This is a genomic window from Corynebacterium sp. HMSC076C10, assembly GCF_001812455.1.
Taxonomy (GTDB): domain Bacteria; phylum Actinomycetota; class Actinomycetes; order Mycobacteriales; family Mycobacteriaceae; genus Corynebacterium; species Corynebacterium jeikeium_D.
Genome location: NZ_KV809153.1, coordinates 95,345 through 107,071 on the forward strand (window position 1 = coordinate 95,345; position 11,727 = coordinate 107,071).

Annotated in this window: 10 protein-coding genes; 6 read left to right on the forward strand and 4 right to left on the reverse strand. The window is 58.9% G+C overall.

The window, feature by feature from the left end; all coding sequences use genetic code 11:
• Window positions 1–58 precede the first annotated feature (58 nt).
• Entirely contained in the window at window positions 59–1,495 is a 1,437-nt protein-coding gene (locus HMPREF2857_RS08110) for a hemolysin family protein (RefSeq protein ID WP_070643515.1), read from the forward strand.
• Window positions 1,496–1,498: 3 nt separating this feature from the next.
• Window positions 1,499–2,536 (forward strand): hemolysin family protein, encoded by a 1,038-nt coding sequence (locus HMPREF2857_RS08115; protein ID WP_070643518.1) that lies wholly within the window; start codon window positions 1,499–1,501, stop codon window positions 2,534–2,536.
• Between the two features lie 64 nt (window positions 2,537–2,600).
• On the opposite strand, the gene tpx is transcribed toward HMPREF2857_RS08115, so the two are convergent.
• Window positions 2,601–3,098, reverse strand: a complete 498-nt coding sequence (gene tpx, locus HMPREF2857_RS08120; protein ID WP_049193539.1) for a thiol peroxidase — start codon at window positions 3,096–3,098, stop codon at window positions 2,601–2,603.
• Window positions 3,099–3,272: 174 nt separating this feature from the next.
• Here tpx and HMPREF2857_RS08125 point away from each other — a divergent pair, with 174 nt between their 5' ends.
• Complete coding sequence (locus HMPREF2857_RS08125) at window positions 3,273–3,557, forward strand: Lrp/AsnC family transcriptional regulator (protein ID WP_005511316.1); 285 nt, start codon at window positions 3,273–3,275, stop codon at window positions 3,555–3,557.
• Between the two features lie 38 nt (window positions 3,558–3,595).
• Here the strand turns inward: HMPREF2857_RS08125 and HMPREF2857_RS08130 are convergent, their stop codons facing one another.
• Both HMPREF2857_RS08130 and HMPREF2857_RS08135 read right to left on the reverse strand, forming a co-directional pair.
• Window positions 3,596–5,305 carry an FAD-binding dehydrogenase gene (locus HMPREF2857_RS08130; protein WP_070643521.1) on the reverse strand — a complete coding sequence of 570 codons (1,710 nt, stop codon included), beginning with the start codon at window positions 5,303–5,305 and terminating at the stop codon, window positions 3,596–3,598.
• Between the two features lie 117 nt (window positions 5,306–5,422).
• A complete protein-coding gene (locus HMPREF2857_RS08135; RefSeq protein WP_070643523.1) occupies window positions 5,423–6,877 on the reverse strand; it encodes a class I SAM-dependent methyltransferase in 1,455 nt (484 codons plus the stop codon).
• A 187-nt stretch (window positions 6,878–7,064) separates the two neighbouring features.
• Between HMPREF2857_RS08135 and HMPREF2857_RS08140 the strand changes: the two genes are divergently transcribed.
• Window positions 7,065–8,486, forward strand: coding sequence for an NAD(P)/FAD-dependent oxidoreductase (locus HMPREF2857_RS08140; protein ID WP_048734034.1), 1,422 nt, complete (start codon window positions 7,065–7,067; stop codon window positions 8,484–8,486).
• Window positions 8,487–8,578: 92 nt separating this feature from the next.
• Here HMPREF2857_RS08140 and HMPREF2857_RS08145 read toward each other — a convergent pair whose 3' ends face one another.
• Entirely contained in the window at window positions 8,579–9,142 is a 564-nt protein-coding gene (locus tag HMPREF2857_RS08145; RefSeq protein ID WP_224433479.1) for a PaaI family thioesterase, read from the reverse strand.
• Window positions 9,143–9,247: 105 nt separating this feature from the next.
• Between HMPREF2857_RS08145 and gndA the strand changes: the two genes are divergently transcribed.
• Window positions 9,248–10,699 (forward strand): NADP-dependent phosphogluconate dehydrogenase, encoded by a 1,452-nt coding sequence (gene gndA, locus HMPREF2857_RS08150; RefSeq protein ID WP_070643526.1) that lies wholly within the window; start codon window positions 9,248–9,250, stop codon window positions 10,697–10,699.
• Window positions 10,700–10,746: 47 nt separating this feature from the next.
• On the forward strand, window positions 10,747–11,727 hold a 981-nt coding region (gene thiD, locus HMPREF2857_RS08155; protein WP_070643529.1), incomplete at its 3' end, for a bifunctional hydroxymethylpyrimidine kinase/phosphomethylpyrimidine kinase.

An 11,727-nucleotide genomic window follows, 5' to 3' on the forward strand; every position in this document is an offset into this window, starting at 1 on the left:
CCGCAGCAACCGCCGCAGCATCCCCAGCGAACGCAGCGAACACTTCAGGTGATGCCGCGTGATTGTATCCGCACTCATCGTCTTAGCGGTCTTTCTTTTCCTCGTTTTCGCCAACGCAATTTTCGTTGCTGTCGAGTTTTCCTACCTCACGGTTAATAGAAACGACGTCAAGAACGCCGCAAACGCCGGCTCAAAGTCCGCATATTTAGTAGACCGGGCTCTATCACGCACCTCTACTAACCTCTCCGGCGCACAGCTGGGAATTACCGTCACCAGCCTCGTCGCTGGTTTCCTGACCGGGCCTTCCCTCGGCGTCCTCCTCGAAGCCGCATTTGGTGGCACTAGCATCTCTCCCGCCACCGTCACTGCAATCAGCACTACGGGCGCTTTCATTATCGCGACCTTCACTCAAATGGTCTTTGGCGAACTCGTCCCCAAAAACTGGGCCATCGCCGAGCCCACTAAAGTCGCAAACCTCGTGGTCAGACCACAGAATGCCTTCATGTTCGCATTCGGCTGGCTGGTCTGGCTACTCAACAGCGCGGCTAATTGGGTGCTAAAACGGCTTGGCTTCTCCCCTGAGGAAGAGGTCGCCAGTGCCAGGACGGCGGAGGAACTCCGTGCCGTCGTCACGCGCTCTAGCGATGAAGGAAAGATTAACCCGCAGACCGCCGAGTTGGTGGCGCGATCGATTGAGTTCGGCGAGCGCACGGCGGCTGATGTGATGACGCCACGCACGCAGATTATCTTTATCGAAAATCAGAGCGTCGCAGAGATGCTGACGGTCGTCGCAGATTCCGGGCACGCCCGCTTCCCCGTCGTCGGCAACAGCGTCGACGACATTCGCGGCGTGGTGCATTACACCGACCTGCTCAGCGTGCCACACGCACAACGCTTGACGACGTCGGCTGCGAGCCTGGCCAAAGATGTACTCGTGGTGAACGACTCGACCACACTTGATCCGCTGATGCGTCAACTGCGTGAGGACGCATACCAGTTCGCAGTGGTTGTCGATGAGTACGGCGGCACGGACGGCATTGTGACGTTGGAGGATCTCGTCGAGGAGATCGTCGGTGAAATTGACGATGAACAGGACGATCGTTCGTTGCTCTACAGCCGGATTAGCCCCAATACGGTGATTGTTTCCGGTCTCATGCGCCCTGATGAGTTGGGAGAGATCCTAAACCTGGTCCTGCCGGAGGGCGAAGAATCCGACACTATTGGTGGATTTATCACCGAACGCTTGGATCGCATGCCTCGCTTCGGCGACACGATTACGGTCGAAGCCACCGACCACGAAAACCTCGATGAGGAGAACTTGCCTACCACCGCTGAAGTTGCTTTTCGAGTCGAGCGCATGGCGCGTCACCGCGTTGGCCGTATTCGTGTCCAGGTGGACCGCGCCGGCAACAAGGTCACGCGCACGGATGAAGGCGCTGACCAGGACGGCACCAGTCACAACCACGTCGAGCACAACAGCGAAAAGGAGGGCTAGAACATGCCACTACTTACTCTTATTTTGCTGTTGGCCCTCAATGCCTGGTTTGTCGCCGCTGAATTTGCGATGGTCTCGGCTCGCCGCGATCAAATTGAACCGGATGCCGTCAGCGGCTCTACCAGCGCAAAGTACGCGCTGCGCGGTATCGAAAACGTGTCGGTCTCCCTGGCGGCAACACAGCTGGGCATTACCGCCTGTTCCCTGCTCATCGGTGCCGTCGGCGAGCCTGCGATTGCGCACTTCTTCGAGCCCTACATGACAGCGCTGGGACTCCCCACGGGCACCGCCCACGTGGTGGCACTAGTGTTGGCGCTGCTGATTGTCACTTTCTTACACATGGTTGTCGGCGAAATGGTGCCGAAGAACATCGCTATTGCGGCTCCCAGTCCGACGGCGAAGTTCGTGGCTATTCCGCTGTATGTGATTGTGCGGGTACTCAATCCGGTTATCTGGGCGATGAATACGACGGCGAACATCGTGGTTCGCAAGATTCTTCGCGCCACCCCGAAGGACGAGGTCGATTCCTCCTTCACCGCTAGTCAGGTGCAGGATTTCGTCGCCGAGTCCGGGCGTCAGGGCCTTCTCGACAATGACGAGCTCGCGCTCCTCCACAAAGCTCTCGGCTTCGAGCATCTCACCGCCGCGGATGTCACTATGCAACTCGACACCCTCGTCACCATTGGCCCCGACGCCACCGTCGCCGACATCGAAGAGCTCAGCGCACGCACGCGCTTTTCCCGCTTCCCCATCACCGATGCCGACAGCAGCTTCATCGGCTACCTTCATGTCAAGGATTTGCTCTCGCTTGACGACGGTCACCGCGACCGACCCTTCCCTCGGAATCTAATTCGCACCTTTGCAAGCGTCAGCCCGGATGCCAAGCTCCAGACGGTCATGCGGCTGATGCAGCGCGAGCAGGCTCACTTCGCCTTGGTGACGGAGGAAAATAGTACTTCGGAGAACTCTGTCAGCGGAATCGTTGCACTGGAGGACGTACTAGAAGAGCTCGTCGGCGAAGTCCGCCAGGCAACAGCCTAGCGCGTGCGCCGACGAGCCCCGTCGATTCCAGCTGGTTACTTGCTGCTGAAAGCTTGTTAGCTAATTACTTCAGTGCAGCCAGTGCGGAGTCGTAGTCCGGCTCCGTGGTGATCTCATCGACCAGCTGGTTGTAAATGACCTTGCCCTCTTCGTCAGTGACGACTACGGCACGAGCAAGCAGGCCAGCGAGCGGGCCATCCTGCTGGACAACACCGAAGGCTTCGCCGAAGCCGTGGCGGAAGTCCGAGGCAACCTCAACGTTGTCCAGGCCTTCTGCAGCACAGAAGCGACCGAGAGCGAACGGCAGGTCACGCGAAACATTAACCACGACGGTGTTGTCCAGCCCAGCAGCGTCCTCGTTGAAGTGACGCACCGAAGCTGCACAAACACCGGTGTCTACCGACGGGAAGATGTTGTAGACGACCTTCTTACCAGCGAAGGTCTCATTGGTGACCTCGGCGAGGTCACCACCGGTGAGGGTAAACTCCGGAGCCTTGTTGCCCACCTGGGGCAGGTCTCCGGAAAGCTGGACTGGGTTGGACTGAAATGCGGTTTGTGTCATAGCGCCCTTTTTACCGCCTTTCGTCCGGATCCTCCAGGCTGTTTCCTGGAAATCAGTAGAATCGTGACAGAAATGAAATTCCGGGCCGCAGTATCTTGAGCAATCTTGCGTACCTTGCGGTCCGGGCCACGCTATTCAGCGGGCCCCACGTTTAAACTCCGAGGAAAGGCAGCCATGAGTTTGATTACCGCAATTGTGTCCATCGATGTCGAAGCTGACAAGATTCCGGAGGCCGCCGAGACCATCGTCGAGATCGACGGCGTGACTGAGGTCTACTCCGTTACTGGTGACTGGGACTTGGTCGTCGTGGTGCGCGCAACTAATCACGATGATCTGGCGGAAATTATTCCAAACCTCATCAGCAAGGTCGACGGTGTCATTCGCACTCAGACTCAGCTGGCTTTCCGCACCTACTCTCAGCACGACCTGGAAAGTGCATTCTCCATCGGGCTGGAGTAGGCGCGGTTTCTTCCACCGAGCCGTGCGGTATGCGGTAGCTACTTAACCACTTCCGCCATCGCGCGGCCTGCCTGGCGGCCACTGAAAATACAGCCGCCCAGGAACGTACCTTCCAGCGCGTTGTTGCCGTGGACGCCACCGCCACCGAAGCCAGATGCCTCACCTGCAGCGTAGAGCCCTTCAAAGGGAGTTCCGTCCGGATGCAGGCACTGGCCGTCGAGGGTCGTCTCAATGCCGCCAAGCGTCTTGCGGGTCAGCATGCGCAGACGAATAGCAATCAGCGGGCCATTCTTCGGATCCAAAATCGGTGATGGCGGCACGGAGCGGATGATCTTGTCCCCGAGGAAGTTCCGGGCCACGTTGACGTAATTGACCTGGTAGTCCTTAGAGAAGGGATTACCGGTCTGCATGTCGCGCTGACGAATCTGCTCCTCGAGCTTCTCCAGGTCAATCTTCAGCGCTGCGGCTCCGGACTCCCCGCCCGAGCTCGCCTCCACAATCTCGTTCATCCCCTCGACCAGCTTTGGCAGGTCGTCGGCAACCACCCAGTCTTCGCCGTTATCCATGAATGCCTGAATCGGTGCGGCAACACCAGAGGTCACCTTGCCAATCAGCTTCTTGATCTCCTTGTCGGTCAGATCCGGATTCTGTTCTGAGCCAGAGAAAATAAACTCCTTGCCCACGATGTTCTTATTCAGCACAAACCAGGAGTACGAGTGTCCGGTAGCCAGAATGTGCTTCATCGTGCCGACAGTATCTGCACCCGGAATATATGGCGCAGGCAGGCGATTTCCTTCTGCGTCAAACCACATGGCCGACGGCCCCGGGATGATACGGATACCGTGATTCGGCCACACGGGATTCCAGTTCTTCATGCCCTCGGTGTAATGCCACATGCGGTCACGGTTGACGAGGTTTGCGCCGGCCTGCTCTGCAATCTCGATACCACGGCCGTCAACATGCTCTGGCACACCGCAGACCATGTCCTTCGGCATCTCGCCCAGGCGCTCGGTCGGCCAGCACTTACGCACGGCTTCCAGGTTGCCGCCAACACCGCCCGTCGCAATGCACACGGCCGACCCGAGGATCTCAAAGTCCTCCCCTGTTTCCTCACGTGACGACGCCACTCCTCGCTCTAAAGATTCACAGGGAACCAGAATCTTGCCACGCACGCCGACGGCGCGGCCATCTTCGACAATCACCTCGTCAACGCGGTGGCGATGGCAGTATTCCACCAGCCCCTTCTTCGCAGCTTCAGCGACCGGCTCTGCGAATACGCGGACGATTTCGGGGCCTGTGCCCCAGGTGAGGTGGAATCGGGGTACCGAGTTACCGTGACCGTCGGCACGCCCTTCACCGCGCTCAGCCCACCCGACGACAGGCAGGAACTTCACGCCGAGATTGCGGAGGTAGTCACGCTTCTCCCCTGCCGCGAAGTTCAGATAGGCCTTGGCCCACTTGCGTCCCCAGTTGTCTTCCTCGCGGTCGAACTGCGCGGAGTTGAACCAGTCAGCTTCAGCGAGCTCGCGGTTGTCCTTGACTCCCAGGCGGCGCTGCTCTGGCGAGTCGACAAGAAAGATTCCTCCCAGCGACCAGAAAGCCTGTCCGCCGAGGTTGTTGGCATTCTCCTGATCGACAAGGATGACCTTCTTGCCGGCCTGCGTGGCCTCATACGTCGCGACCAATCCGGCAAGACCGGCGCCGACGACAACAATGTCTGCAGTACGTGTGGTGCTCTGTGCGTTCATAGTTTCGTTTTTAGACCCTAAACATCGCCTTTGAGGTGGTTTTGCCTAAAAACGTGATTTATTTTTACCGGCATTATTTATCTGGCGAATTTCCAACGCGCCCGGAGCTGCCCACTGCTAGTGAGGCCTGCGTGGCGCATGCACGAGCTCGACCTGTACGAGCGTGACTTTCTCTGCGCGCACGAGCGCTTCAAACAGCGACAGATAGTAATTCCACATCCTCCGGAACACTCTGTCGTAGCCGATACCAGCGGCTTCGCGCGCATGCGCCGCAAAGAAATCTCGCTGGAGCTGCAAGGTCGTCGCGAAGTGCGCCGGAATGTACTCTTCCGCCGCGATGCGCAGGCCGGTTTCCCGGTCCACCATCTTGCGCAGCTCTTCCATGGTGAAAAGCTGCAGCTGCGGCCACACGTAAGCGCGTACGAGGTCCAAGCTGCGCTCGGCGAGCGCATCGAATTTGTCCGTCGCTACCACCATTTGGACTACGATGGTGCCGCGGTCGACAAGCAGACGCTCGGCGCTCTTCAGCCAGCGCAGCGCACCTGCACGACCGAAGGTCTCCAGACGCCCGACGTTGATAACCGCCTCGAAGTCGGACTCGAATTCGCGTGGCGACGGAATGTTGCGATCCATCTGAATCACATCGACCGCGCCGCGCAATCCGGCTTTTTCCACCCGTTCCAGCACCGTTTCGGTGTGGTCATCAGAGACGGTAATAACCTCCGCGCCCGCTCCTCTTTCTGCAGCCCGAAGGGAAATTTCTCCGCCTGCCGACGGCCATTCGGCGACACGGTCTCCGGCCCGGACTCGAGCAAGATCGAGGATGTGCTCAATATTGCGCACCTGGGCATGCAGAAAATCGGCACGCGCGACGGATTTCGGGGCATCGACATAAGTCACGTCAACTGACCAGTGCGAGGGAACCCCACCCTTGCCAGCACCACGGGCATAGTTTTGAATCTGTTCCCGCGACGAGGTTCGCACTCCGGAGGCGAACAGGCCGGAACCGCCCATCAGCAATTCGCCGGAATAGAGCTCGAGCAATGAGGTCGGCAACTCTCCCGCCATATCTGGCCCATCGAGACGCGGACGTGAACGCGCGACTTTCATCAGACCACGTGCCAGCGGCCCCAACGAAGCAATATCAAGCTCGGCGCTGAGCAGTCGGCTGAGAAGCTCTGGCAAATCATCACTGGACCATTCGCCCGCGAGATAGGCCTCCCCCAATCCGAGCCATTCTGAATCAGCTAGTCGAGAATAGAAAACAGGATCAATGACGCTGAAAATGACTGGACGAAACGATTCAGAACTAGTGGGAGATTCACTGCCGCCGCTAGAGCTGGCACCACCGACTCCGTCGATAGCCAAATCGGCGTCACCCGTCGACCGAGTAATGAAGGACTCTCCGACAAACTCACCGGATTCGACCAGTTCAATGCCGTTGTCCTGGCAGAGACGCTCAAAAGAGCGTTCCATCATTTCGGCACGTTTCGCTAGGAAACGCCCCTCTGGAATACGCGCAACCCGAGGCCATCGCTCTGCGTCAATTGCCTGCCGGCTTGCCGAATTCACCCTGCCCGAACCTCCTAACAATCGCGCCGCATAAAGGTACGAATAACGAACTGAGTTTGCTCTCGCAGCCTACCGCGCAGGGACCCAGAATAGGCGGTGGCGCACCGAGAGGATTACTATTGTGGCTTGCCGGCTAAAAGCCGAATCTAAAACTTCGAGAACTTTAAAGTCTGTGAGGAGAAAATACATGACCGAGACTCCGTACCGCCCGCACTCCGGACGCCCGCACGTGGTCGTCATCGGTTCGGGTTTCGGTGGCTTGTTCGCGGCGAAGAAGTTGCAGGGCGCCGAGGTCGACGTCACTCTCATCGACCGCACTAACCACCACCTGTTCCAGCCACTGCTCTACCAGGTAGCAACGGGCATCCTGTCCTCGGGCGAAATCGCTCCGTCCACTCGTACGATCTTCGACGGTGTTCAGAACGTTCGTGTTGTCAAGGGCGATGTCACCGACATCGACGTCGAAAAGCAGGTTGTGACTTCGGAACTGGGTCACCAGACTTCCAAGTGGGAATACGACCACCTCCTGGTCGCCGCTGGCGCTGGCCAGTCCTACTTCGGCAATGATCACTTTGCCGAGTTTGCTCCGGGCATGAAGAACATCGACGACGCACTCGAAATCCGTGCCCGCATCATCGGCGCGTTTGAGCGCGCCGAGCTGACCGACGATCCCGCTGAGCGCGAGCGCCTGCTGACCTTCGTCGTTGTCGGCGCTGGTCCGACTGGTGTTGAACTTGCCGGCCAGCTGGCCGAGCTGGCTAACCGCACCCTCGCATCGTCCTACCGCAGCTACAACCCGCACGCTGCACGCGTCGTCCTGCTCGACGGCGCACCGCAGGTTCTGCCGCCGTTTGGCAAGCGTCTGGGCCGCAAGGCTCAGAAGTCCCTGGAAAAGATGGGCGTCATCGTCAAGCTTGGCGCGATGGTGACTGACGTCAATGAAGAGGGCGTCACCTACAAGAACATGAAGGATGGAACCGAGGAGTTCATCCCGTCGTTCTGCAAGATTTGGTCCGCCGGCGTGTCCGCTTCCCCGCTGGGCAAGATGATTGCCGAGCAGACTGGCGCCGAGACCGACCGCGCTGGCCGTGTCGTTGTCAACGAGGACATGACAGCTGGTGACTACAAGAACGTCTACGTCGTGGGCGACATGTCCAACCGCGAGAACCTGCCGGGTGTTGCTCAGGTTGCTATTCAGGGTGGCGAGTACGTCGCCGCCAACATTGCAGCTGAGGCCGACGGCCGCGACGTCGCTGAGCGTCAGCCGTTCGAGTACTTCGATAAGGGCTCCATGGCAACCGTCTCCCGCTTCTCCGCAGTGGTGAAGATGGGCAAGGTTGAGGTCACCGGCTTCATCGGCTGGATTCTGTGGCTGGCCGTCCACCTGATGTTCCTGGTGGGCTTCCGCAACCGCCTCGTCTCCTGCGTCAGCTGGGGCCTGAACGTCCTGGATCGCAACCGTTGGCAGATGGTTTCCACCCGCCAGCAGATGTACGCACGCAACGCCATCGACCGCCTGGCCGAGTTCAACAAGGACAAGGCTGAGCAGGATCTGCCGCTGGAGGTTCGCGACACTCGCCGCGAGCACCGCGCAAAAAGGAACAAGTAGTTAACTTGCAGGTGGCCAGATTAGAAAACAGCTAATCACGACAAGCCACCTGCGAGCTTCCTACCAGGCCCGTTACCACCTATAACGATTTGCTACAGCGGCTTGTCGAGTACCGCAATTCGTAGGTTGGTGCGGGCCAACAGTTTTTCATCTGCCTTGCGGGTGTGCTCAATGCGCCACAGTTGCATGGTGCGCCCCAGGTACTCTGGCTCCGCCGTGGTAACGATTACCTCGCCAGCCCGGGCGGAGCGGTAGAAATCGGTGTTATTGTTCACACCGACGACCGGCTTCTTCGCACCGCAGGCAACGAAACCAGCAATAGAGCCAGCAGTCTCACCTAGCGAGCAATAAACACCGCCATTGGCTAGGCCCCACGGTTGCAGGTGGTCGGGCCCGACCTCGAGCTCCATCTGAATTCGCTCCGGCCCGACATGGACAAACTTCGTGCCCAGCAAGGTATCTAGACCGCCGATTCCGTTATCGCCCAAGGTGCTGTTAAAAACAGCCAGCTCCTCATCGCTCAGCGCTTCCTGGCTAGCCTTCGTCGCCAGTGTCATATAATCGCGCAGCGCCTTCCTCTTCGCCTGCTCGGCGACGGAAGCTGCAGAGTTAGAGTCCTGTGAACTGCCATTATTCGCAATAGTCTCGTCAGTCATGCCAAACATTGTGCCAGCGCACGCCATCACTCGTGGCAGTTTCAACGTTAAAAGCAGTAACAATTTCTGAGTCCCAGATACAACGAACCCCGGCCAGGCTTTAAGATGGTGGGCATGACCGATAACAATGAACTCGCACAAATTGGTGTCGTCGGGCTCGCCGTCATGGGCTCGAATATCGCACGCAACTTCGCCCACAAGGGACACACCGTTGCCGTGTACAACCGCAGTCCGGAGAAAACTCGCACCCTCATCGCTGAACACGGTGATGAAGGCTCATTCATCCCGTCCGAGACCATTGAAGAGTTCGTCGCTTCGCTGGAGCGCCCGCGTCGCGCTCTGATCATGGTTCAGGCAGGTGCCGCTACTGATGCGGTCATCGATCAGCTTGCCGACGTGATGGAGCCCGGCGACATCATCATTGATGGCGGTAACTCTCTTTACACGGACACCATCCGTCGCGAGAAGGCTATTCGCGCCCGTGGCCTGCACTACGTTGGCACTGGTATTTCCGGTGGTGAAGAAGGTGCTCTGACTGGCCCATCCATTATGCCGGGTGGAACGAAGGAGTCCTACGAGTCCCTCGGCCCGCTGCTGGAGTCCATCTCCGCTCACGTTGATGGCGTTCCGTGCTGTACTCACATTTCTTCCGATGGCGCTGGCCACTTTGTAAAGATGGTCCACAACGGCATCGAGTATGCGGATATGCAGGTCATTGGCGAGGCCTACCACCTGCTGCGTGAGGCCGCTGGCCTCACCCCTGCCGAGATTGCAGATATCTTCCGCGAGTGGAATAAGGGCGACCTGGACTCCTACCTGGTCGAGATTACCGCTGAGGTTCTCTCTCAGGCCGATGAGAAGACAGGCAAGCCGCTGGTGGATGTCATCGTTGATGCTGCTGGCCAGAAGGGCACCGGCCGTTGGACGGTCAAGGCCGCTTTGGACTTGGGCATTCCAGTAACTGGTATTGGCGAGGCCGTGTTCGCTCGCGCCCTGTCGTCTTCCCTTGCTCAGCGTGAGGCTGCGCGCAACTTGCCGTCGGGAAGCCTGGCTAAGGCACCGGAAGATCGCGATGCTTTTGTGGAGCGCGTCCGTAAGGCGCTCTACGCTTCCAAGATCATTGCCTACTCGCAGGGCTTCGATGAGATTAACGCTGGTGCCAAGGAGTACGGCTGGGAGATTGACCGCGGTGCGCTGGCGACCATCTGGCGTGGTGGCTGCATCATCCGCGCACAGTTCCTGAACCGCATCAAGGAAGCGTACGACCGCAATCCGGAGCTGCCGGCGCTGGTACTCGACGAGTACTTCCGTGACCAGGTCACCGAGTGCCTCGACGCGTGGCGCGACGTTGTCGTCACTGCCGCACAGATGGGTATCCCGGCTCCGGTGTTCTCCTCTTCGCTGGCGTACTACGACGGCCTGCGTGCGGAGCGCCTGCCGGCAGCGCTGGTTCAGGGGCAGCGTGACTACTTCGGTGCGCACACTTACCAGCGTGTTGACCGCGAGGGGGCCTTCCACACCCTCTGGTCTGGCGACCGCTCCGAGATTGAAGCGTAGTCTTGAAGTCTGTCGCTTCACGCTCTTGAAGTTTAAAGGGGTCTGAGATGCCATTTCCCAAGAAGGCAAAGCCTGATCTTGTGCCACGAGTTCTTTCCATCGCCGGCACAGACCCAACAGGTGGTGCTGGGCTCCATGCCGATTTAAAATCAATCGCCGCCGCCGGTGGTTATGGCATGGGCGTGGTCACCGCTTTGGTATCTCAGAACACCGTGGGCGTTCGTGCCGTCCACACCCCACCTGTTGACTTCCTCGTCGAGCAGCTGGCTGCTGTGACTGAGGATGTCACCATCGACGCGGTGAAGATTGGCATGTTGGGTTCACGCGAACTCACGCAGGCCGTCACCAACTGGGTTCGGGAGACCAAGCCAGCCGTGGTTGTTCTCGATCCGGTTATGGTCGCCACCTCTGGCGACCGTCTGCTTGACGAAGATGCCATGGACGCAATGCGCGACTTGGTCGCGGAAGCCACCGTCATCACGCCGAATGTTCCCGAACTGGCATTGCTTGCCGACGCCCCGGAGGCCAGCGACTTCACTGAGCTGATTGAGCAGGCACTGGAGTTCGCGAGCAAAAACGATGTCATCGTGATTGCAAAGACTGGTCACTTAAGTGATGAGGAAGCCGGCAATGCCGTGGCCTTCCCCGATGGCCAGGTTTTCTTCAGCTCTTCTCCCCGCATTCACACTGAGAACACCCATGGCACGGGTTGTTCGCTGTCCGCAGCTCTTGCCACACGGATTGGTGGGGGCTCTGCGATTAATGATGCCCTGCGCTGGACTACACGCTGGCTCAGCGAGTCCATTCGTTTCGCGGATAACCTCAACGTCGGCCAGGGGCACGGCCCCATTGACCACGGCCACAGGGCTCGCCGCCTGGAAAAGGTCGCGCTTCGCCGAATGCAACCAGTGCATCTGAACTCCAGTTTTTACCCGGAGGCCATCGAAGGCACTGACACTGAGCAGCCGCCGAAGGAGCTGGAATCTTTCTTCGGCCACTCACTCCAGATTGCGCCGGCGGGCCCCTTT